Source organism: Tardiphaga sp. (assembly GCF_028290495.1).
GTDB lineage: Bacteria > Pseudomonadota > Alphaproteobacteria > Rhizobiales > Xanthobacteraceae > Tardiphaga.
Genome location: NZ_JAQGJT010000186.1, coordinates 1 through 22,194, shown reverse-complemented (window position 1 = coordinate 22,194; position 22,194 = coordinate 1). Strand labels below are relative to the sequence as shown.

The window sequence follows — 22,194 nt, the reverse complement described above, 5'->3', positions numbered from 1 at the left end:
AAGACTGCTGCTACTCGGTATCCGCGAGCTTCCTCAGCGTTGCGCGAAAAATCTGGCTAGCCTTGCCGACCAAAGCTGTGCCGTTCATCGTCGCCGCGGTTTCCGTGAACGCGCCGGTGACGCCGATGCCGACTGGCTGGTTCTGGCCGCCGAACAGCGGACTTTGCAGCGGGCTGGGCGTATGTTGCCTTACCGTGACTTCGCCTTTGAAGGTGTTGTTGTCAGCATTGCTGACGTAGCTGCCGACATAAAACAGATAGGCGTCGCCGCCAAGGATCTGGCCGTCGCGGAATACCACTACACCGCTGCCCTTGCCCGAGCGACCATCCAACAGGTCGACGTGGATCGAATAAAGTGCGTTTTTCATAATGTCCCGATGGTGCGGCCTGTCCCTTGACCACGCCGCATTATGCAAAGAGTTGATACCAACGTCAACGCGACATCCTCAGCCGGCACACGCGAGAAGTGGCCGGCACTGTCGCATCCCGCGGGATATTGCGTTGGGATGACACACCGTGATGGCTAACGGTACGTGCGCGCGGTTCCGAAAATTGTTGCGATGGCGCAGCGGAGGTATCAGCCGGCCAGTCGCTGCAGCGCGAAAGAGTTGCTACGAAGCACTCCCCGAATCGCGTATCCTGATATCGGGCGAACCTGCCGCCTGTGACAGTGAGCAGAGCGTTTTCGACGATCGTGTGCACCATTGCGTGAGCGATGCGAAACGGTGCGGGCTGTGGCCCGTGACATGCATTATCATACTGCGCTGGCCGGGCAGCTGGAGCAAGCCAATGAGCGACTGGATCACTTCCGGCGCAGATGCGCCGTGGATGCGTGGCACGCAGCAAAAGCACAGGGATCGCCGCCGGTTGTGGCGGATCACGGCGACTTCGGCGATCGCTGCGGGGTTGCTATCGCTGATGCTGCATTCGGTTGCCGCGCGCGACCGCGGGCAATTTGCCGGCGCCAGTCCCGAACTGAAATCCTGGTTCGACAGCCTGCGCAGCGCCAAGGGGCCGTGCTGCTCGGATGCTGACGGCAGCGCTGTCAGCGATGTCGACTGGGAGTCCCGCGGCGGACACTACCGGGTGCGGCTCGATGGTGTCTGGCTCGATGTGCCGGATGAGGCGGTGCTCACTGGGCCGAACCGTGTCGGCCGTACCATGGTATGGCCGCAGGTGGGCACCGGCGGCACCTCGATCCGCTGCTTCCTGCCGGGCAGCATGACCTGACGTTACGCTGCGCGGCGGGTCGAGGACAGCAGGCCGATCAGTGAGATCGCTGCCAGCACCATCACGGCCGCGCCGTAGAAATACAGCGTCATCGGCAGACCGAGCACCGGCACCGCCAGGCCGGCGGCAATGGTCGGCAGGCTGAACGCGAAGTAGCAGATCACGAAGATCATCGAGAGCAGGCCGGCGCGTTCGTGCGGCAGTGCCAGCGGCACCACGGTTCGGATGCCGCCAAAGAAGCCGGCGCCGAAGCCGAAGCCGGCGATCACCGTGCCACCAATCAACAGGCTGACCGATTGGGCGTAAACGCCGCTCAGCGTGATCGCGACGCCGAGGATCAGCGCCGACATACTGCGGATCAGGATTGTGATGCCCGGCCACGACCGCGCCGTCAGCATCGCTACGCCGCCGCTGTAGGTCAGCACGGCGATGGCGACGCCGCCGAGCAGCAGCGAGGATGATCCGCTGACTGTCCGCAACAGCGACGGCATCAGCGTCATGTAAAATCCGCACAGCGCCCACAGAGCGATGCAGCCGGGCGACACCAGCATCAGTGCCGAGCGCGCCTGCACGGGCACGATGATGGACGGTCGCATCGACGCCAGGGCGCCCGGCCGTTTCACGGCCGTCTCCGGCATCCACCACACCAGCGCCGCCTGCAACAGCATCAGGCCGAGCAGGATAAGATAGGTGAGCTGTGTCGGCATCGGCGCGTAGGTAACGAGCACGCCGGAAAGGATTGCGCCGCTGCCCGTGCTTGCGGCCGGCGTGACGCTGTTCATCAGCGAACCGTGGGTACGAAGGTTGTCGAGGATCGCAGCGCCGATGGCGCCAAAGGCGATGCCGGTGCCGAAGCCCTGGATGACGCGCGCCGCAAGTAGGGCCGCGACGGAATCCGCTGCGGCAAACACGGCCATCGACAACGCGCAGATGATCAATGAGGCGAACATCATTGGCCGCCGTCCGATATAATCCGACAGCCCGCCGACGGTGAGCAGTGCCCCGAGCAGGCTGATGGCATAGACCGCGAACACCGTGGTCACCATCACCGGCGACATCCCCCAGTGTTCGGCATAGATGCGGTACATCGGCGTCGGCACGCCGGCGGCGGCCGAGATCGCGCTGAGCGAAGAGACCTGAAGAACGATCGCGGCGCGTGACGTCATCGACCCGGTCGGCCGGACGTTATGGGGAGCGTGCATTTACAAAGCGAATCCGAAGGCAGGGGTGGATATAATCCGCGTCAAGTCGCTGCCACCCGCGAAATTTTTACCGCGCGCCGATCGCGAACGTCGCAACAGCCGGGAACAGGATCATGCACAGCCCTGCCACACTCCACAACCGCGGCTGGCTCGCGCACGCCCGTACGCGATTGCATGGCTCCGGCGGCGGATGCCCCTTAACAGCGCGCGAATCCCTCCTATATTCATGGCGTCATCAACAAAGAAAGGAGGTGGTTCAGTGTCTATTTCCAAGCGCTGTCACCTCGCTGAGGCCGCCCGCTAGGATCACGGTTTGATCCCGGCAAGGGCGCCTCGGCGCCTGGTTCAGCGAGACAGGGAAGGGCGCGCCGAGCGATCGGGGCGCCCTTTCTTCGTGGCGCGCAGGCTTGATCCGCGGCCAATTCGTGGCAGATTATTTGAGGTCGCCTGCCAGGGAGTTCAGTAAATGGTCAAGACTCCGCGCGAGCTGGCGCAACGCATGGCTGCGCGCCGCGATGCGCGCAAGGAGGACGGTTTCGTTCGCGAGCACTTCACACTGCCGCGCGAAAATGCCCGCGCTGCGGCGCGGGCCTTCCTCGAGCGATTTCCGAAGCAGGCCTATATGAGCGAAGTCGAGCACTGGCGTGAATTGCCGGACGGTGCGATCGAATTCACGATGCGGCGGTTGCCGACAGCCGACCGGGAAACGACCGCGCAGGCGCCGTCCGCGGCTCCGTTGGCGCCCCGGACGGCTGCTAGCTAGCCGCGCCGGGTGATCTGCAGCTCCACCGGCGCTATCGTCTGCAGCATGGCGGGGTCGCGCTCGCCTTCCTTGGCGGTGCGCAGGATGCTTTCGGCGATCGACTGGACCTCGTGCTCTGCACGGGATGCGGCAGCGTCGTCACGGCGCCGTCGCGCGCCATGGCCATCACCGAAATCGTATCGGGTGGAAATGTCGCGTTGGAAAAGCCCTTCATGGGGGCCTCCGGAATGATTTGGCAGATATGCAGCCCACAATTGCCGGGACCAGGCGTCCGGGCCGGGAATGTTCCGGCGAAAAACCGGCCGGTAGTCGCCTCCGGGGCTGGCTTTTGCCACTTTCACCGCTATGGTGCCGCCGTCGCACTCGTAGCTCAGCTGGATAGAGCATCGGATTTCGATTCCGAGGGCCGGAGGTTCGAATCCTTCCGAGTGCACCAAATTTCCACCATTCAGAACAAGACTGCGAACTTCCGACTGCCGCGGCGCGGACCGTGGCAGTTCTGATATCGATCAGTGAACGTCGCATTAAATCCAAACCATTTCAGCTATTGGTACGCAGCCAATCTCTGATGTCACTTTGGAGGTCCGTTCATTGATCCGAAGCGGACATCACGGCATCGCGCTATCACTTCCGAAAATGCCCCGGAACGGACGTATGGCAGACGCGCAACAACAGTAAGGCGCTTACACTGCAGACTGCAACCACGTCGCGAAGGCTTGGATGGTCTTCTCTCGTGGATGATCGAACGTGCGGACGAGGTAGAAGCGATATCCCGGCAGAGATAAGTCAAAGGGCCTTATCAGCTTGCCGGCCACGAGTTCGCGTTCCACGAGCACATCGCTAAAAATGCCGATTCCCTGCCCGGCAATCACCGCCTCGATCGCATGCAGTTCCTCCCTGAAGCTCAGGTGATCCATCTCCTTGAATTCCGGCACATCGCGCCACGTCCCCTTCGCAGCGGTGAGCCATCTCTGCCAGGTGGGTGCCTCGAGATCGGATGGCGACCAATAGCTATGAACGAGGACGTGTCCACGAAGGTCGGCAGCACGCTTCAGACCGGTGGTAAGTAATTCAGAGCTGCAGACGGGCCAGAAAGAATCGCGAAGAAATTCCTTGGCGATGCCGTCTGTTGGCAATGTACGGGCATAGCGGATGGCGACGTCGGCATCGCCGGCATGGAGGTCCAAAACGCCGTCGGTGCCGATCACCTCGAGAGGCGCATTGGGGCGCACCTTCCTCCAGCGGGGCAGGCGTGGGACAAGCCAGCGGCTCGCAAAGGCGTTTGTCGTCGTCACGCGAAGAGGCTGCGCGTCGCCATCGCGCTTCACGGCGGCGAAAGCTGCGACAAACGTTTCGAGGCCGTCGCGGATGATTGGAAAGAGGCGGGCGCCGGCTTCGGTCAACGTGAGAGGCCGTGGCCTCCGACGAAATAGAGCCCGCCCGCAATAATGCTCCAACTGTCGTATCTGATGGCTGATCGCTGTCGGCGTCACGCCGAGTTCGGCCGCGGCCTTCTTGAAACTCAAATGCCGCGCCGCAGCATCAAAGGCGCGCAACTCGATCAGGGGCGGCAGCTTGTTCATTTCCGTAGTGTAGATGAAAATGCTTCACCCTAGGCTGAATTATTCGACTTTGCTCCTGGTGCGGCCCAAGCGGAAGAAGACATGGCGGCCCAAACGAGGAGTGCCCCCATGAGTTCAGTTAGATCCGTTGATGAGGTCGTTGGTGAACTTTCCGGCACGTTTTCCGGGCAGCTCCTGAGACCAGCGGACGCAGGCTACGATGAAGCGAGAAGGGTCCACAACGGTCTGGTGGACAAGCGCCCGGCGTTGATCGCCAGATGTCGCGGCGTCGCCGACGTGGTCGATGCCGTCAACCTCACGCGGAAGCTGGGTCTCGAAGTCGCAGTTCGTGGTGGCGGTCATAACGTGGCAGGGCGCGCTACCATTGATGGCGGATTGGTGATCGACCTATCGCCGATGAAAGGGATTCACGTCGATCCCAAAAGTCGCACGGTACGGGCGCAGGGCGGCGTCACCTGGGGCGAGCTCAACCGGGAAACCCAACTGCACGGCCTCGCGGTTACGGGTGGGGTTGTTTCCAGCACCGGGATCGCCGGGCTCACCCTGGGCGGTGGCTTGGGCTGGTTAATGGGCAAGTATGGCCTTGCCCTCGACAATCTTCGATCCGTTGAACTCGTCACTGCCGAAGGCAAGGTCGTGCGGACAAGCAAGGATGAAGCACCCGATCTGTTCTGGGCTGTTCGCGGTGGGGGTGGAAACTTCGGTGTGGCGACTTCGTTCGAATATCAGCTCCATGCGGTAGGCCCTACCGTCACCGCCGGTCTGATCGCTCACCCGTTTGACCGAGCCCGTGACCTGCTGAGGTTCTTTCGCGACAGCACGGCATCCCTGCCTGATGAACATACGATCTTCGGAACCCTCACGCATGCTCCCGACGGTTCGGGCATGAAGCTGGCGGCCTTGGCGACGTGCCACTGCGGCTCGCTTGAGGCCGGCGAAAAAGCCATGCGACCGCTCAAAGACTTCGGGTCTTCCGTCCTCGATGCGCTCGGTCCAATGTCCTATTGTCAACTCAATGGGATGCTCGACGGCGCCTATCCGCGAGGGGCCTTCAACTACTGGAAATCGAGCTTCCTTGCCGGATTGAGCGACGATGCCATCGACACGATGATAGCATGCTTCGCGCGATGCCCCACCCCGATGGGCCAGTTGCTCCTCGAGCATGTTCACGGCGCCGCGGCCCGGATCGGTGTCGGCGACACGGCCTTCCCGCACCGTGCGGAAGGCTACAACTTCCTCGTCCTCTCCCAATGGACGGATGCGGCCGATACCGACTCATGCATCGCCTGGGCGCGAGAGACCTTCGCCGAGATGCAACCCTTCGTTGCCTCCGGCCGATACGTGAATTACCTGGATGACGACGAAGCCGGCGACCCGGTCCCCACTGCGTATGGCGCCAACTACCGGCGCCTCCAGGAGCTCAAGACGAAGCACGATCCGAAAAACTTCTTCCGCATGAACCAGAACATTCGGCCGTTGGCCTGAGCCAACCTGACGCGCAGCAAAAGCATCGGGAGATTGCCAATGCCGATCACGTACCGGCCCGCCCGCGAGGCGGACTTGGAGAGAAGCGACCGGCTCGTCGTCGCCAGCATCAACGACCTCACCCGGCGGCACGGCTTTGGCCCGATGGCGACGTCGCATCCGCCGGCGGTTCAATTGTTTTCGCTAAAAGATGATGCTGACGGGGTGTGGGTGGCAGAGGAGGCCGACGAAATCCTTGGGTTCGCGTGGAGCTGGGTGTGCGGCGACCTGTGGTTTCTCGCGCAGCTTTTCGTGTCGCCCGATCATCAGGGCCGCAGTATCGGCAACGAACTACTGAAACGGACATTTGAACATGCAAAGAAGTCCGGCGCGACCAACAAGGCGCTGATCACCTTCACGTTCAACACCGTATCGCAGGGACTCTATATTCGGAACGGCCTGTTTCCGCGCTTTCCCATCTATAATTTCAGTGTTTCGCGGGAACTCCTGACGGGCCGCTTGCAGGGCCCACAATTCCGCCCCGTGCCCCTCGAGGAAACAGCTTCGGACTTGCAAAAACTCGCCAACATTGATGCCCGGGTTCTAGGCGTCTCGCGAGAGAAGCATCGCCGCTATCTGCTCAGCGACAAGGGGACGAAAGGTATCGGCCTTTATTCCGGAGAAGAGTGCATCGGTTATGCCTATGTCAGCATCGGCGGCCACATCGGACCGCTCGCCGTCGCGCGGCCAGACGCTCTCGGCTCTGCGTTTACGACTGCGCTGGCTTTTGCAGTTGAGATGGGTTCTCCACAGGTGTCCGCCTTTCTTCCTGGCGCGAGCGAGGCGGCTCTAAGGATCGCGGTCGAGCATGGGATGCGTATCACCATTCCGATGCTGTTGATGTCGACACGCGATTTTGGCGATTGGAGCGGGTATCTGCCCCGAAATCCGGGTTTCATGTAACCCAAATGACTGCTTTTGGTACTTTTACGACGTGCGGCGATCGCAATCGGGCGTCGTTTTCTGAAGTAATAGCGGTCGTAAGGTAAACACGATCGAAGGGCCAAATCTAAGGGCCGAACGGACTCGGGAGCGGACGGCGTCCGCGAGGCAGTTCGTAGGCAACACCAGTCAAACGAATCCTGCATTCGCGCTCAGGTGGCCAGTGTCAGTGGTAAAATCACAAGTAGGATTTATAGAGTAGTATCAATGATGTATGAGTTCGCAGTTTTATTCTGAATGGCACGCCAGATTTCACTGTTCTGAATAAGCCGCACCCCTCATCTGGGCCGGGTTTCGTCCACGTGGAATGGCTCGACTGTTTTTGAAGCCGACACAAACATCTTTTCTGCCGGTATTCTTCAACGAGCCTGTCGCAAACCGGTCAGAACCTCACGCAGCGGGGGAGCGACATCCGAACGATCAAAACTGCAGCCGTTTGATCGCGGGCGTGCGTCCCCGGTCGTTTGTTTCGCCCTACGGCTTGTCACGGCCCCACGGGAAGAGAGAGGCCGGAAAATCTGCCGCATAGCGCCGCCCTTTCGGCGAACGGGGAGTTTCCTGCCGGGGATTTGGATCTGGCGCCAGCACCTTGCGATAAAGGTGCCAGGTGGCATGGCCAAGTAACGGCAGAACAACGGCGAGACCGACGAACAACGGCAGCGAACCGAGCACCAGCAGCGCGGCGACGATCAGTCCCCATGTCATCATGGTAACAGGATTTTTCATCACGACCCGCAGCGAGGTCAGGATCGCATCGGTCACGTTCGCATGCCGGTCGAGCATCAGCGGAAACGCCACAACGCTGACGCAGAGGGCCACAATAGCGAACAGAAGTCCGACGCCACAGCCCACGAGGATCAGTTGGCGCCCCTCTGTGGTTGTGAAGATGCGCGATGCGAAATCCGGAATGCCGGCCACCGGGGCATTGCCGAACGTGGAGATGTAAATCGCATTCGCAGTGGCCACCCAGACTACGAACAGCGTGAGCAGGAGCGTGCCGAGGCCAAGCATGGCCCCGAAGGACGGGGCGCGCAGCACGCCAAGCGCATGCCAGGCCGACGGCTCTTCGCCAAGTTCGCGGCGGCGGCTGAGTTCATAGAGACCGAGCGCCGCGAAGGGGCCAATCAGGGCGAAGCCTGCGGCCAGCGGGAAAAGCAGCGGCAACACCGAATAGCCCAGAACCATTCTGGCGATCACAAGTCCGAGCACGGGGTAGATGATGCACAGAATAACTGCGTGACTCGGAACCGCCTTGAAGTCATCCCAGCCCAGCCGCAACGCTTCATGCAGATCGGACACCCCGATCTTGCGAACGACGGGGGCGGCGACACGGTCGGAAGCGACCGGTGAAATTTGTGTGACGTTGTCAGAAAGCGGGGTGGACATGGTCACGATCTCCCATGCATTAGCACCGGCGAGATCGGGTCATTCTCTAATGACGGGCATTCGCCTTCGTGCGCAGAAATCGCGACTGGATTTGTTAAGGAGGCCAAGTTCAACGAAATGAGCTTTGCCGAGCAAACCTGTCGCAACCTGTGGAGCGAGTTTAGCGCAATCTTGGAAGAATAGCACACACTATTGGGTGATTTGTGTTTTTGAAAAGTCCACGTTTCGACATGTGGCCGATCGCAACCGGAGGAATTTCCTTTGCCTGTCACGCGTGCGCACGGTGTCATGCATTGCAATGCGGTATGAGACCCGGCGGCGCGTGCAATCGCTTAGCGAATTGATAGTGACAACACCAATCCGCTGTCGAGGATAGACCGGTCTATTGACAACCAAGCCTGCCGGGGAACATCCTGTGGTGGCGAGTGCCCGTAGTTCGATGACACCAGCGATCGCAACATCTCGCTGAATTCGACAAAGCTGAATTGCTTTCTTCGAATTCGGTGTTGCGACCGGTTTTAGGGGGCAAAGCGGCCAGCATTGTGGTGGCGATCTCGAAGCAGCCATCAATGCAGACATGAACTGCGCCCTTTTCTAAGTCTTGTCCGCAGCCTCTAGAGGCAAGGATGAACAAGGGATGGCTGTAGCATTCATACTGCTCTTGGTCGCGATCGCCTCTGTGCTGTTTCACCTCCTCAGCCCTTGGTGGTGGACGCCGATCGCATCGAACTGGAGTTACATCGACGACACGATCACCATGACGTTCTGGATCACCGGAGCGGTCTTCTTCGCGATCGTCGCCTTCATCGCCTATTGCATCTTCCGCTTTCATCACAAGGAGGGGAGGCAGGCGGCATACGAACCCGAAAACAAGAAGCTCGAATGGTGGCTCACCATAGGGACCGCGATCGGTGTCGGGGCGATGTTGGCGCCCGGTCTGGTGGTCTGGCACAAGTTCGTGACTGTGCCGGCCGATGCGACGGAGATAGAGGTCATGGGTCAGCAGTGGCGTTGGAGCTACCGGCTGCCCGGAAAAGACGGTCGGCTTGGTACCACCGATGCCCGCAACGTCAGTGCCGAAAATCCTCTGGGTTTGAATCCGAACGATCCCAACGGGCAGGACGACGTCGTGATTGAGAACGACGATCTGCATCTCCCGATCGGGAAGCCGGTCAAGGTACTGCTCCGCTCAATTGACGTTCTGCACGATTTCTATGTGCCGGAATTCCGGGCGAAGATGGATATGGTGCCGGGCTCAGTCACGTATTTCTGGTTCACCCCCACGCGCACCGGAACATTCGAGGTTCTTTGCGCGGAACTGTGCGGCATCGCGCACGCGCAGATGCGGAGCAACGTCATCGTCCAGGAAGAGGGCGAATATCATGCGTGGCTGGAGAAGCAGCAGACGTTCGCGAGGTTATCCGGCCAGCGCAACACCATGAAGGCGACTTACAAGACTGGCGGCGAATGACAAGACCCGCGCGGCGGCGTTGCACGTCGCAACGCTCACGCTTCGCGCTTAACAGAAGATAGATCCGGAAGGACATTTCGATGGTTGATGTCCCGTCTGACGTACTCGCAGGAATCCCGCGAGCTGAAGTGGGTGAAGTAGATCTCTATCACCCGAAGAGCTGGTGGACCCGATATGTCTTCTCGCAGGATGCCAAGGTCATCGCGGTCCAGTATGCGATCACGGCGATGGCCATCGGCATGGTCGCACTGGTGTTGTCGTGGCTGATGCGGCTGCAACTTGGTTTCCCCGGCACGTTTTCGTTTATCGATCCGAGCCAGTATCTTCAGTTCATCACCATGCACGGCATGATCATGGTGATCTACCTTCTCACAGCTCTGTTTTTGGGAGGCTTCGGGAACTACCTCATCCCGCTGATGGTCGGTGCCCGCGACATGGTCTTTCCGTACGCGAACATGCTGAGTTACTGGATTTACCTGCTTGCCGTGCTGGTGCTGGTTTCGACTTTCTTTGTGCCGGGCGGGCCAACGGGTGCGGGATGGACGCTGTATCCGCCACAGGCCATTCTTTCCGGAAGCCCCGGACAGGAAGCAGGCATCATCATGATGCTGGTGTCGCTGATCCTGTTCATTATCGGATTCACCATGGGGGGCTTGAATTACGTCGTGACAGTGCTCCAGGGGCGCACGCGCGGAATGACCCTGATGCGGTTGCCCCTGACGGTGTGGGGCATTTTCACAGCGACCGTGATGGCGTTGCTCGCGTTTCCAGCCCTGTTCGTCGCCTCGGTGATGATGCTGCTCGACCGGCTTCTTGGCACGAGTTTCTTTATGCCCACGCTCGTGGAGATGGGGCAGCAGACGAAATACGGCGGTGGCAGCCCGCTGCTGTTCCAGCACCTGTTCTGGTTCTTCGGCCATCCCGAAGTCTACATCGTTGCGTTGCCTGCTTTCGGCATTGTCTCCGACCTCATCAGCACCCACGCGCGAAAGAACATTTTCGGCTATCGCATGATGGTGTGGGCGATTGTCGGGATCGGAGCGATGAGCTTCGTGGTGTGGGCGCACCACATGTATGTCAGCGGCATGAATCCGAAGTTCGGCTTCTTCTTCGCGACGACGACTCTCATCATCGCGATCCCGACGGCCATTAAGGTTTATAACTGGATCCTGACCCTGTGGCGCGGCGACATTCATCTCACTATTCCGATGCTGTTCGCGCTCGCGTTCATCGTTACGTTCGTCAACGGCGGCCTGACCGGCCTGTTCCTCGGTAACGTGGTCGTGGACGTTCCGCTGTCCGACACCATGTTCGTCGTCGCGCACTTTCATATGGTGATGGGCGTCGCGCCGATCATGGTCGTGTTTGGCGCGATCTATCACTGGTATCCGAAAGTGACCGGACGGATGCTGAACGAGGCGCTGGGGCGATTCCATTTCTGGGTCACGTTCCTTGGGGCGTACGCGATCTTCTTCCCCATGCACTATCTCGGGCTGCTGGGCATGCCGCGCCGCTATCACGACATCGGACAGACGGCGTTCGTCCCTGCATCGGCCCACGATCTGAATGCATTCATGAGTATAGCCGCGCTCATCGTCGGCTTTGCCCAGCTCGTATTTGTGTTCAACATGATCCAGAGCCTGTTCAAGGGCAAAGAGGCCGGCGGCAATCCGTGGAACGCGACTACGCTTGAGTGGCAAACGCCGCAGACTCCGCCGGCGCATGGCAACTGGGGCAAGGAACTCCCGGTCGTATATCGCTGGGCTTATGATTATAGCGTGCCCGGCGCTGCGCGGGATTTCATTCCGCAGAATGAGCCGCCGGCCAGCTCGACACCAAAGGGAGCGTATCCATGACGGCCATTGTCCTGTTCATGGCTGGGATAGCGGCCATTGCGGGATGGTGGCTCTCGCAGCAACGACTCGCGGCCAAACCCTGGCTGGAGGAGGGGGCGATCGGCGAGTTTCCCGGCGGAAGTTCGATGTCGTTGCCAGCGGCGAAAATTGGTTTGGGTGTGTTTCTAGCGGTCGTCGGGTCATTGTTTGCGCTCTTCATCAGCGCCTACTTGATGCGGATGGAGCTGATCGATTGGCGGGCGCTGCCTGTGCCCAGGCTGCTCTGGTTCAATACCGGTGTTCTGATCGTGAGCAGCGGCGCGCTGCAATGGGCGCAGGTTGCAGCACGTCGCGACGACAGCGAGGGTGTGCTGACCGGCCTGCTTGCAAGTGGCGTTTCCGCTGTTGCCTTCCTGATAGGTCAGTTGCTGGTGTGGCGGCAGCTCAACACGGCGGGCTATTTTCTGGTGGCCAACCCGGCCAACGCCTTCTTCTACCTGATCACAGCAGTCCATGGACTGCATTTGCTGGGCGGCCTCGCGGCCCTGGGCAGAACCATCGTCAAGGCATGGCGCGGCGTTGAAATCCCGCGACTGCGTTTGAGCGTGGAATTGTGCACGATGTATTGGCACTTCCTGCTTTTGGTCTGGTTGATCCTGCTTGCTCTGCTGACAGGTTGGGCGGACGATTTCGCCGCCATCTGCCGCCAGTTGCTGACATAGGGAAGGCATCGACGCGATGGCCGAGACTGTGCTGACAAACATCGAAGACCGCCGAACGCCGGCCGCAGGCTGGCAAGGCATTGCCGCCGACTGGTCCTCGGATCAGCGGGCGTTCAAGAATGTCTCGTGGGGAAAGGCCATGATGTGGATCTTTCTCCTCAGCGATACCTTCATCTTCGGTTGTTTCCTGCTGTCGTACATGACGGCGCGCATGTCCACGACGGTGCCCTGGCCGAACCCGAGTGAAGTCTTCGCTCTCACGATTGCAGGGCAGAAGATCCCGCTCATTCTGATTGCCATCATGACCTTTGTGCTGATCAGCAGTAGCGGGACCATGGCCATGGCCGTCAATTTCGGGTATCGCCGCGATCGCCGAAAAACGGCGGTGCTGATGCTGGTGACCGCTGCGTTCGGTGCGACATTTGTCGGGATGCAGGCTTTCGAGTGGACCAAGCTGATCATGGAGGGGGTGAGGCCGTGGGGAAATCCGTGGGGCGCAGAGCAATTTGGCTCATGCTTTTTCATGATCACAGGATTCCACGGTACGCACGTAACGATTGGTGTGATTTTCCTGATCATCATTGCGCGAAAGGTTTGGCGCGGAGATTTCGAGACTGAGCGCCGGGGATTTTTCACAAGCAGGAAGGGAAACTACGAGATCGTCGAAATTACCGGCCTGTATTGGCATTTCGTCGATTTGGTATGGGTGTTTATCTTTGCCTTTTTCTATCTTTGGTGAGGGAAAAACATGGCTGAAGTCACGCTACATGCCACACTTCCCACAACTCCCGCGGCAGATGCTCCGGCCATGTCGCATGCCGAGGGACACCAGCACCCGATCAAGCTTTATCTTGTGGTCTGGGGATGGTTGTTTGTCCTGAGTACCTGCTCTTACTTCGTCGATTACTTCAACCTGCAGGGCCATCTGAGGTGGTCTCTTATCGTGCTGTTCATGGTGCTGAAGGCAGGCTTGATTGTCGCGATCTTCATGCACATGGCGTGGGAGCGTTTGGCTTTGGCTTATGCCATTCTGCTTCCGCCGTTGCTGTTGCTGGTCTTTGTCGGGATCATGGTGTTTGAGTCGGACTACACGCTGTTGAGCCGGATCGTGTTCTTCAAGGTTGGGGCGTAAAGATGAGCGGGGGCTTCGGGCGCAAGGAGGAATTCCATGACGACATACATCATGCTTGCAACCTGGACCGATCAAGGTATGCAACACGTAAAGGACTCGCCGCGTCGTCTCGATCTGGCGAAGGAGGCTCTCAAGGATATGGACGGAGAGTTCAAATCGTTTTTCCTGACCATGGGCGATTATGACCTCGTCGCGGTTTACGAAGCGCCGGACGATGCCGTTGCCGCACGATTCAACTTGCAACTGGGTATGCTGGGAAATATTCGAACGCACACGTTGAAAGCGTTTCCTGAAGCGGCTTACCGGGAGATCATCACGTCGTTGGGCTAGTTGCGGACCGGAAGCGTGGTCGCGAGGAGCCGTGCGCTGTTAGAATGGCATTCTCATCTATCTTGGTTGTCAGCCTTCTTTGTTGCCAGACATGGAGTGGTCGTATGCGAATTTTCGCTTTCGTGCTCGGAGCCGGAATTCTGTCAACCGGTTCTGCTTTCGCGCAAGACGCGGCATTGGGAGAGAAAATATTCACCCAATGCAGGGCGTGTCACCAAATCGGGGAGAACGCCAAGAACGCAGTCGGCCCCGAACTCAACGGGCTCTTCGGGCGCAAGGCCGGAACGGTCGCGGGTTACAGCTATTCGCCTGCAAACAAGAATTCCGGAATCACCTGGGATGAAGCAACCTTCCGCGAATACATCAAGGATCCGAAGGCCAAGGTGCCCGGCACCAAAATGACATTTCCGGGCCTCAAGGTTCCGAAGCAGATTGACGATGTTGTCGCTTATCTCAAGCAGTTCGACGCGACAGGTAAGAGGGCAGAGATGGCTCCTGCCGGTGCAAAGTAGGCGGGGGCATAATTGCTGCGAGGACGCGCTTGTCGCCGCTTTGAGGGGCAAGACGGAGCATCCGGAAGCAGTGACGATGTAGGTGCGCCCACAAAACCGCCGCGGCGACGCGCGTCACCCGTCACATCCGCCTTCCGACGATGGCGCCGACGATACTCATTGATGGTAAACTGGGTTGATGAGAAAGCCGGTGCGAGTCATGGCCGCCTTCGCGGCCATGACAGATTTAGACCGGAACACAAGAAGAAAGTCACGGTGCTCCGTCCGGTCGCTGTGTTAGATGGCTGAGCAGATCCATCGGTAGCGGAAATACCACAGTCGAGGATCGCTCGCCTGCAATGTCGTGCAACGCCGCGAAATAGCGTAGCTGCATGGCCTGCGGCTCCTGGGCGAGTATTCGGCCTGCCTCGACGAGTTTCTCGGCGGCTTGCTGCTCGCCCATCGCGTTGATCACTTTCGCACGCCGCAGCCGCTCCGCTTCGGCCTGCTTGGCGATGGCGCGCACCATGGTTTCATTGAGATCGATATCCTTGATCTCGATGGTGGTCACCTTGATCCCCCAGGCGTCGGTTTGCTGATCAAGTATCTCCTGGATGTCGGCGTTAAGTTTGTCTCGCTCCGCGAGCATCTCGTCCAGTTCGTGTTTTCCGAGCACCGAGCGCAGCGTGGTCTGGGCGAGCTGGCTGGTTGCGGCCATGAAGTTTCCGACCTTGATGATTGCGCGCTCCGGATCGATGATGCGGTAGTAGAGAACGGCGTTCACTTTGACCGAGACGTTGTCACGCGAAATCACGTCCTGGGGCGGCACTTCCTGCACCATCACTCGGAGATCGACCTTCACCATCTGCTGCACGGCCGGAATGAGCAGGATGAGGCCCGGGCCTTTCACGCCGGTAAAACGGCCAAGCGTGAACACGACGCCACGCTCATATTCCCGCAGGATGCGAACAGCTGACGAGAAAAATATGATCGCGACGACCGCGAACATGAGATAGATCACATAGTCTAACATCATCGCACGCCTCCTTCGCTGGCGCTCAGCACCGGTCGACGCCGCACGACCAGTGTCAGATCCATAATGTTGGTCACCTCGACCGTCTCACCGGGCGTGAAGGCTTCCGCGCCCTGGGCTTGCCAGCGCTCACCCTGTGTGAAGACGTGGCCTGCGCCGTTGGACCAGTCGAGGACCTCGGCGGGCAGGCCGTACATCGCTTGCGCGCCGACCCGTGCAGGACCTTTGCGGGCGCGCCGAAGCGAGCCGAGGACCGCGAGAGTCAGGCCGATGAACATGGTCGCTGCGATGCCGACGACCGTCCATGACAGCCGGTATCCGGGAGCTTCGACCTTGAACAGCATGACTGCTCCGAGCACGAAGGCGATGACGCCGCCAAAGCCGAGAACCACGGTCGGGGTGAAGGCTTCGATGATCAGAAGCGCGATCCCCAGCAGCATGAGCGCGAGACCGGCGTAGTTGATCGGTAGCAAATTGAGGGCATAGAGACCGAGCAGCAGACTGATCGTGCCGATCACCCCGGGGGCGACCGCGCCGGGCGTCGTGAATTCGAAGAACAGCCCGTAGATGCCAACCAGCAGAAGAATGAAGGCAACGTTGGGATCGGTGATCACAGACAGAAGTCGTGAGATCCATCCGGGATCGATCGTCTCGATTGTTGCGTCCTTCGTTGCCAGATGCCGCGTCTCGCCGCCGGCTACTTCCACGGCGCGACCATCGATTTGTCTGAGCAGTTCAGCAGGGTTGCGCGCGATGAGTTCGATGACATTTGCTTGCAACGCGGCACTGGCGGAAAGGCTCGCCGCCTCGCGGACAGCCTTCTCGGCCCAATCGGCGTTACGCCCGCGCAACTCGGCAAGGCTGCGAATAGAGGCGACGGCGTCGTTCGTCGCCTTCGCTGTCATTGCATCCTTCGGCTCCGTTTGCTGGGCGCTGTCCTTCTTGTCCTTGCCGTTCCTGTCAGGTGCGATGCCCGGCAGACCCGGCACCGGGCTGCCAATCTGTACCGGCGTCGCAGCGCCGAGATTGGTGCCCGGCGCCATTGCTGCGATGTGCGTTGCATAGAGGATATAGGTGCCGGCGCTCGCGGCGTGGGCACCGGGCGGAGCAACATACCCCACGATGGGAACGGGTGATGCCAGCACGTCGGCGATGATCTCGCGCATGCTGGTGACGAGACCGCCCGGCGTATTCAGACGCAGAATGACGGCCTCGGCGTGTCGTTCGCTTGCCTTGGCGAGGGCGTCTTTCACGTAACCGGCGGTCGCCGGTCCGATCGCTCCATCGACCGCGATCGTCAGCACAAGCTTGCCGCTCCCCTCCGCCGAGACAGAAGTGGGGGAGACAACCAAAGCGACAACTGCAATTGCCGCAACAAGAGCCGCCTGTACGGTCCGCACAACCAGGACTCCCTTATCAAGTTGATATGGGGATATCCTCGCAGAACCTCAATACGACGGGGCTCGGCGAGCCACCGCTCGCCGCCGAAACGAATGGGAGGGCTGCGCAAGACGGAAGGCATATTCGATATTATATAGCAATTTCAATAGTATAAAAGTTCGCAATTTTATTCTGGCGTGGCATGCACTGCAATGCGGGCGAACGGCACCGCGCATTTCGGAACGGCCGTCGCAGACGTTCGCTCCAAATACGGTGACGGTCGCATCAACACTACCGGCACCGGCTTCGGCGGCACGCTGACCTGGTATGGCGAGAGTGGCTTGTATGTCGGTGGTCAGGCGCAGGTCACCTTCTTCAACAGTAGTTTGAAATCGGACCTGATTGGCCGGGATATGGCGAATGGAGTCGGTGGCACCGGCTATGCCATGAGCGTGGAGACTGGAAAATGATTGGATGTTAACGGCCTGTGGACGCTGACGCCGCAGGCGCAGCTTGTCTATTCGGCAGTCGATTCCAACTTCAGCGACTCATTCGGCACGCGGGTCACGCTCAGCCGCAACGTCAGTCTGAATGGTCGGCTCGGCCTGGCGCTCGATCACCAGCAGAACTTGCGCGATGCGCGCGGCGAATTGGCGCGCGCCAATGTCTACGGCATCACCAACGTGTATTACGAATTCCTCAACGGCACGGCCGTCGATGTGGCCGGGACGAACCTGGCGAGCGGCTACGACAGACTGGCGGCGGGCTTCGGTTTCGGCGGCAGCTACAACTGGGGCAACGACAAGTACGCGGTCTATGGCGAAGCGCTGGTCAAGACCGGCTTCGCTGACGACTACAGCGTCGGCGGCACTGCCGGTTTCCGCGCGAAGTGGTGACGAGGTATGCCCAGCCGGAGATAGGCGCATCTCGCCGGGGCTAAAACTCAAGCGGCGAAGCTGCGAATGCAGGGCGCGGGGATATTCCTGCGAAAGCCAGCCGGTGGCCCCGGCTGGCTTTTGCCACTTTCGCCGCGAAGGTGCCCCGTCGCACTCGTAGCTCAGCTGGATTGGGCATCGGATTTAGATTCCGAGGGGCGGCGAGTTCACTAATTTCCCCGCCGATCGTTCGATCCCTTCAGTTGCGCTCGAAAGCCCGGGTCACGACTGCCTGCGATCATGCGGAAATTCCGGCGTATTTCCGGAAGGAATCTGTGCCGGAAGGAGCGTGGCGCTATCCCCGGACAGGTCGCGGGTCATTCCAGATCAGGCCCCGCCGTCCGGGTGAGGCAAGGGAGCCGGTTGCCGTAAATTTTCGGGGCATCGCTGTGACGATCTGCTAGAAGCGGGCGCGCCGGCCATCGGAATCGAAATCCGCGGGGCGGGCATTCAAACCGCCTCGAGGGCCGCAGCGCCTTTGCGGGGGCTGCCTGCATTCGCCGCGCCTTTAGGCGGTGAGCGCGCCGTAAGGATCCATCGTGACTGATTATGTTCGCAAAATCCTCGACACCCGCGTCTATGACGTGGCGGTGCAGACGCCGCTAGATCCGATGGTGCGGCTCAGCGCGCGGCTCGGCAGTTCGGTCCTGCTGAAGCGCGAGGATCTGCAGCCGGTATTCTCCTTCAAGATCCGCGGCGCCTACAACAAGATTTCGCGGCTGTCGGCGGAAGAGCGCGCCGCCGGCGTGATCTGCGCCTCGGCCGGCAACCACGCGCAGGGTGTGGCGCTGTCGGCGCAGCGGCTGGGCATCGAGGCCACCATCGTGATGCCGGTGACGACTCCGCCGATCAAGATCGATGCCGTGCGCTACTGGGGCGGTAACGCAGTACTGTTCGGCGATACGTTCGATGAGGCCGCGGCGCATGCGCGGCAGTTGCAGGCCGAGCGCGGGTTGACCTTCGTGCACCCCTATGACGATCCGGACGTGATCGCGGGGCAGGGCACGATCGGGATGGAAATCCTGCAGCAGCACCCTGATCCAATCGAGGCGGTGTTCGTGCCGATCGGCGGCGGCGGCCTCGCGGCAGGCGTGGCGTCGTTCATCAAATTCCTGCGGCCGGAGACCAAGGTGATCGGCGTCGAGCCGGTCGATGCCGCTTCGATGAAGGCGGCAATCGCGGCCGGCGAGCGCGTCATCCTGGACCGCGTCGGGCTGTTCGCTGACGGCGTCGCGGTGCGGCAGGCCGGCGTCGAGACTTTCCGGCTTTGCCGCGACCTGCTCGACGATATCATCGTCGCCGACACCGACGAGATGTGCGCGGCGATCAAGGACGTGTTCGAGGATGTCCGGGTGCTCGCCGAACCCGCCGGCGCGCTGTCGCTGGCCGGGCTGAAGAGCTATGCGGCGGCTAACCCGACCCGCACCGGGGCGCTGGTCGCCATCAACTCCGGCGCCAACATGAATTTCGACCGCCTGCGCCACGTCGCCGAGCGTGCCGAGGTCGGCGAGTCCCGAGAGATCCTGCTTGGCGTCACCATCCCCGAACATCCCGGCAGTTATCGCCGTTTCATCGAGACGATCGGCAACCGCACCATCACCGAGTTCAACTACCGCTACGCCGATGCGCGCGACGCCAACGTCTTTGTCGGCATGAAGCTCGGCGATTCCCGGCATGAGAAGGCGGCGCTGATCAAGCAACTTGAAAGCCTTGGCTACAAGGTGCTGGACATCAGTGCTGATGAGACCGCGAAGCTGCACATCCGCTACATGGTCGGCGGACGCGCGCCGCCGTCGCTCGGCGACGAAATGATCCTGCGTTTCGAATTCCCGGAGCGCACCGGCGCGCTGCTCAACTTTCTCGACCAGATGGGTCCGGAATGGAACATCACACTGTTCCATTACCGCAACCACGGTGCCGATTACGGCCGGGTGCTGGTCGGCATCCAGATCCCGCAGGCCGACCGGTCGCGGCTGGTGGACCGGCTGGCTTCGCTCGGCTATCCCTATGAAGACGAGACCGCCAACCCGGTGTACCGGATGTTCCTGACCTGAGCCCGACCTGTAGACCCGCCGGCTGCGGACTGCCTTTTTTTCGCTCGACCGGGATGCTTAACGAAATGCGAACACAGTCCGGCCAGAGTCCGAGCGTGGGCCGATGCCGGTGGGGCAGGGCTGCGGCCAGACCGGCCGCCAACGGTTTCGAACGCGCATGCGCCTCTGGTTCCTGCCCCTGCTGATGTTGCCGCTGCTCGCCGCGCCCGCGCGGGCGGATTTGCGCATTACCCGCGATCACGGCGGCTACGTCACCGAATACAAGGCCAGGTACGAGCGCATCCGCGAACGCCGCGAACGCGTCATTATCGACGGCATCTGCAATTCCGCCTGCACGATGGTGTTCGGCATCGTGCCGATGAACAAGATCTGCGTTACCCCGCGCGCCAGCCTCGGTTTTCATCAGGCCTATTACGACAAGTCCTTCACCTTCGGTATCAAGGTCACCAGCCTTGAGGGCACCTCCGACCTGATGGGCTATTACCCGCAGCCGGTGAAAGACTGGATCAACCGCAACGGCGGCCTCACGCCCGAGATGAAGAAGATCAAGAACGGCGTCGAGATGTGGAAGATGGTCGATCCCTGCCCGGAAGAGTTTTAGGCGTTCGCCTGAGGCCGCATCGCGCTATTCATTGCCAGCCTTGCGCCGTTGCGCTTGGTCAGGGCCAGCGCCAGCAGCACGGTCGGCGCGAGAATAGCCAGGCCCAGTCCCGTCACCTGCCATTGCGACAGCGGATTGATGCCGCCGCCGGGCGTCGCCAGCGTGAATCCGCCGATGATGAGTGCCACGCGCAGCGGCCATTCCATCGCGCCGGTGCGGCGGAGGTCGCCGACATAGGCCTGATAGCCCTGGATGCCGCCGCAGATGAAGATGATGCCAAGGCAGGCGAGGCCGGTTAGCCCGATCGCCTCCAGATAGGGATTGTCGCCCTGCAGCAGCAGCGCCGGGTTGAGCACGAAGAAGAACGGGATGAAGTAGATGATGCTGCCGACCCACATCGATTCCCAGCCGGTCTTCATCGCGGGCGCGCCGGCAATGCCGGCCGCGGCAAACGACGCGATCGCCACCGGCGGCGTGATCGACGACAGCATGCCCCAGTAGAAGATGAACATGTGCACGGCCATCTTGTTGAGGCCGAGTTTCTCCAGCGCCGGGGCGACGAGGATGGCGAGGAAGATGTAGCACGACGTCGTGGTCAGCCAGAGGCCGAGCACCAGGCTGGTGAAGGCGCACATGATCAGCAGCAGGAAGGCGTCGCCGCCGGCGATCGCCAGCAGGTCATTGGCCAGACTCGAGATCACGCCCGTCAGCGAGAACGCGCCGATCAACAATCCGCAGCCGGCGAGGATCGCGATCAACTCGACGAAGGTCTTGCCGTTGAGTTCGAGAAAATGGATCCAGCGCGACGCGCCCCAGTTCTTGCCGGGGAAGAATTCGTTCAATACGGCGAGGATGCACATGCCCCACAGATACGCGTTCTGCGTGTCGCACCAGACCATCACGCCGGTCAGCAGCACCGACAGCGCCAGCACCGCGCTGTTGCCGCGTTTCCACGGCGCGGGGCCCGACCATTGGTGCAGGATCACCAGCAACACGGTGGCGTAGAACGGTGCGTGGCTTTCGCGCTTGAAGTACAACAGCATGATCACCAGGATGGCGATCACGAACAGGTAGTACCAGCCTTCCTTCAGCGCATCCATGAAGCGCGGCAGTTGCTCGCGCGGAATGCCTTCCAGCTTGTGGCGCGCGGCATAGGCGTCGGCCTGCGCGAACAGGCCGAAATAATACAGCACCGACGGAATTGTCGCGGCGAGCGCCACGTCCGAATAGCTCACGTTCATGAACTGCGCCATGACGAAGGCGGTGGCGCCCAGCACCGGCGGTGCCAGCACCGCGCCTGTGGAAGCGCAGGCCTCGATCGCCGCGGCATAGGATGGGGTGAAGCCGGTCTTCTTCATCGCCGGGATGGTCATGGTGCCGGCGGTCAGCACGTTGGAGACAATGCTGCCGCCGACGGTGCCGAGCAGGCCGCTGGCGAAGACGCAGACTTTCGCCGCACCACCGCGGAACGTGCCGCACATCGCAAACGCGATGTTAATGAAGAATTTTCCCGCGCCGGTCATCATCAGCGCGGTGCCGAACACCAGAAAGCCGATCACGGTATCGGCGAAGGCCTGGATC

At 60.7% G+C, this 22,194-nt stretch carries 19 protein-coding genes, 1 tRNA gene and 3 pseudogenes; 15 read left to right on the top strand and 8 right to left on the bottom strand.

What is annotated here, in order from left to right:
• Nucleotides 1-10 precede the first annotated feature (10 nt).
• Nucleotides 11-367 carry a GrlR family regulatory protein gene (locus JWQ24_RS27375; protein WP_299815385.1) on the bottom strand — a complete coding sequence of 119 codons (357 nt, stop codon included), beginning with the start codon at nucleotides 365-367 and terminating at the stop codon, nucleotides 11-13.
• A gap of 421 nt (nucleotides 368-788) precedes the next feature.
• Between JWQ24_RS27375 and JWQ24_RS27370 the strand changes: the two genes are divergently transcribed.
• A complete protein-coding gene (locus tag JWQ24_RS27370; protein ID WP_299815382.1) occupies nucleotides 789-1,229 on the top strand; it encodes a hypothetical protein in 441 nt (146 codons plus the stop codon).
• Nucleotides 1,230-1,231: 2 nt separating this feature from the next.
• Here JWQ24_RS27370 and JWQ24_RS27365 read toward each other — a convergent pair whose 3' ends face one another.
• Nucleotides 1,232-2,431: an MFS transporter gene (locus JWQ24_RS27365; RefSeq protein ID WP_299815379.1), complete on the bottom strand. Its 1,200-nt coding sequence runs from the start codon at nucleotides 2,429-2,431 to the stop codon at nucleotides 1,232-1,234.
• Between the two features lie 466 nt (nucleotides 2,432-2,897).
• On the opposite strand from JWQ24_RS27365, the pseudogene JWQ24_RS27360 reads away from it, so the two are divergent.
• Nucleotides 2,898-3,131, top strand: a pseudogene (locus tag JWQ24_RS27360) (hypothetical protein); the annotation flags it as partial.
• A 59-nt stretch (nucleotides 3,132-3,190) separates the two neighbouring features.
• Here the strand turns inward: JWQ24_RS27360 and JWQ24_RS27355 are convergent.
• Nucleotides 3,191-3,408: pseudogene (locus JWQ24_RS27355) on the bottom strand (hypothetical protein).
• A 145-nt stretch (nucleotides 3,409-3,553) separates the two neighbouring features.
• On the opposite strand from JWQ24_RS27355, the gene JWQ24_RS27350 reads away from it, so the two are divergent.
• A tRNA-Arg gene (locus JWQ24_RS27350) sits at nucleotides 3,554-3,630 on the top strand.
• A gap of 247 nt (nucleotides 3,631-3,877) precedes the next feature.
• Here the strand turns inward: JWQ24_RS27350 and JWQ24_RS27345 are convergent.
• Nucleotides 3,878-4,777: a LysR substrate-binding domain-containing protein gene (locus JWQ24_RS27345; protein WP_299815376.1), complete on the bottom strand. Its 900-nt coding sequence runs from the start codon at nucleotides 4,775-4,777 to the stop codon at nucleotides 3,878-3,880.
• 108 nt (nucleotides 4,778-4,885) lie between these two features.
• Between JWQ24_RS27345 and JWQ24_RS27340 the strand changes: the two genes are divergently transcribed.
• Together JWQ24_RS27340 and JWQ24_RS27335 are read left to right on the top strand one after the other, a co-directional pair.
• Complete coding sequence (locus tag JWQ24_RS27340) at nucleotides 4,886-6,262, top strand: FAD-binding oxidoreductase (RefSeq protein ID WP_299815373.1); 1,377 nt, start codon at nucleotides 4,886-4,888, stop codon at nucleotides 6,260-6,262.
• 39 nt (nucleotides 6,263-6,301) lie between these two features.
• The gene (locus JWQ24_RS27335; protein WP_299815370.1) at nucleotides 6,302-7,204 is read left to right on the top strand and encodes a GNAT family N-acetyltransferase; all 903 of its coding nucleotides are present in this window, start codon (nucleotides 6,302-6,304) and stop codon (nucleotides 7,202-7,204) included.
• A gap of 513 nt (nucleotides 7,205-7,717) precedes the next feature.
• On the opposite strand, the gene JWQ24_RS27330 is transcribed toward JWQ24_RS27335, so the two are convergent.
• The gene (locus JWQ24_RS27330; protein ID WP_299815367.1) at nucleotides 7,718-8,629 is read right to left on the bottom strand and encodes a DUF2189 domain-containing protein; all 912 of its coding nucleotides are present in this window, start codon (nucleotides 8,627-8,629) and stop codon (nucleotides 7,718-7,720) included.
• A gap of 637 nt (nucleotides 8,630-9,266) precedes the next feature.
• Between JWQ24_RS27330 and JWQ24_RS27325 the strand changes: the two genes are divergently transcribed.
• From JWQ24_RS27325 to JWQ24_RS27295, 7 genes are all read left to right on the top strand, one after another.
• Nucleotides 9,267-10,100 (top strand): cytochrome c oxidase subunit II, encoded by an 834-nt coding sequence (locus tag JWQ24_RS27325; RefSeq protein WP_299815364.1) that lies wholly within the window; start codon nucleotides 9,267-9,269, stop codon nucleotides 10,098-10,100.
• 80 nt (nucleotides 10,101-10,180) lie between these two features.
• A complete protein-coding gene (gene ctaD, locus JWQ24_RS27320; protein ID WP_299815362.1) occupies nucleotides 10,181-11,956 on the top strand; it encodes a cytochrome c oxidase subunit I in 1,776 nt (591 codons plus the stop codon).
• Nucleotides 11,953-12,657 (top strand): cytochrome c oxidase subunit 3, encoded by a 705-nt coding sequence (locus JWQ24_RS27315; RefSeq protein ID WP_299815359.1) that lies wholly within the window; start codon nucleotides 11,953-11,955, stop codon nucleotides 12,655-12,657. The genes ctaD and JWQ24_RS27315 overlap by 4 nt, the downstream gene beginning before the upstream one ends.
• A 16-nt stretch (nucleotides 12,658-12,673) precedes the next feature.
• Nucleotides 12,674-13,396, top strand: a complete 723-nt coding sequence (locus tag JWQ24_RS27310; RefSeq protein ID WP_299815356.1) for a heme-copper oxidase subunit III family protein — start codon at nucleotides 12,674-12,676, stop codon at nucleotides 13,394-13,396.
• A gap of 9 nt (nucleotides 13,397-13,405) precedes the next feature.
• Nucleotides 13,406-13,789, top strand: a complete 384-nt coding sequence (locus JWQ24_RS27305; RefSeq protein ID WP_299815353.1) for a cytochrome C oxidase subunit IV family protein — start codon at nucleotides 13,406-13,408, stop codon at nucleotides 13,787-13,789.
• A 36-nt stretch (nucleotides 13,790-13,825) separates the two neighbouring features.
• Nucleotides 13,826-14,119, top strand: a complete 294-nt coding sequence (locus tag JWQ24_RS27300) for a GYD domain-containing protein (protein ID WP_299815350.1) — start codon at nucleotides 13,826-13,828, stop codon at nucleotides 14,117-14,119.
• Nucleotides 14,120-14,223: 104 nt separating this feature from the next.
• Nucleotides 14,224-14,631: a cytochrome c family protein gene (locus tag JWQ24_RS27295; RefSeq protein WP_299815347.1), complete on the top strand. Its 408-nt coding sequence runs from the start codon at nucleotides 14,224-14,226 to the stop codon at nucleotides 14,629-14,631.
• Between the two features lie 250 nt (nucleotides 14,632-14,881).
• Here the strand turns inward: JWQ24_RS27295 and JWQ24_RS27290 are convergent, their stop codons facing one another.
• Both JWQ24_RS27290 and JWQ24_RS27285 read right to left on the bottom strand, forming a co-directional pair.
• Nucleotides 14,882-15,646, bottom strand: coding sequence for a slipin family protein (locus JWQ24_RS27290; protein WP_299815344.1), 765 nt, complete (start codon nucleotides 15,644-15,646; stop codon nucleotides 14,882-14,884).
• Complete coding sequence (locus tag JWQ24_RS27285; protein ID WP_299815342.1) at nucleotides 15,643-17,043, bottom strand: nodulation protein NfeD; 1,401 nt, start codon at nucleotides 17,041-17,043, stop codon at nucleotides 15,643-15,645. The genes JWQ24_RS27290 and JWQ24_RS27285 overlap by 4 nt, the downstream gene beginning before the upstream one ends.
• Nucleotides 17,044-17,235: 192 nt before the next feature.
• Between JWQ24_RS27285 and JWQ24_RS27280 the strand changes: the two are divergent.
• From JWQ24_RS27280 to JWQ24_RS27270, 3 genes and pseudogenes are all read left to right on the top strand, one after another.
• Nucleotides 17,236-17,919 (top strand): annotated as a pseudogene (locus JWQ24_RS27280) (autotransporter outer membrane beta-barrel domain-containing protein).
• Between the two features lie 578 nt (nucleotides 17,920-18,497).
• Nucleotides 18,498-20,012 carry a threonine ammonia-lyase, biosynthetic gene (gene ilvA / locus JWQ24_RS27275; RefSeq protein WP_299815340.1) on the top strand — a complete coding sequence of 505 codons (1,515 nt, stop codon included), beginning with the start codon at nucleotides 18,498-18,500 and terminating at the stop codon, nucleotides 20,010-20,012.
• A 157-nt stretch (nucleotides 20,013-20,169) separates the two neighbouring features.
• On the top strand, nucleotides 20,170-20,613 hold the full coding sequence (locus JWQ24_RS27270; protein ID WP_299815337.1) for a hypothetical protein: 444 nt from the start codon (nucleotides 20,170-20,172) through the stop codon (nucleotides 20,611-20,613).
• Here JWQ24_RS27270 and JWQ24_RS27265 read toward each other — a convergent pair.
• Nucleotides 20,610-22,194: TRAP transporter fused permease subunit (locus JWQ24_RS27265; RefSeq protein ID WP_299815335.1), on the bottom strand; the 1,585-nt coding region annotated here is incomplete at its 5' end. The genes JWQ24_RS27270 and JWQ24_RS27265 overlap by 4 nt on opposite strands.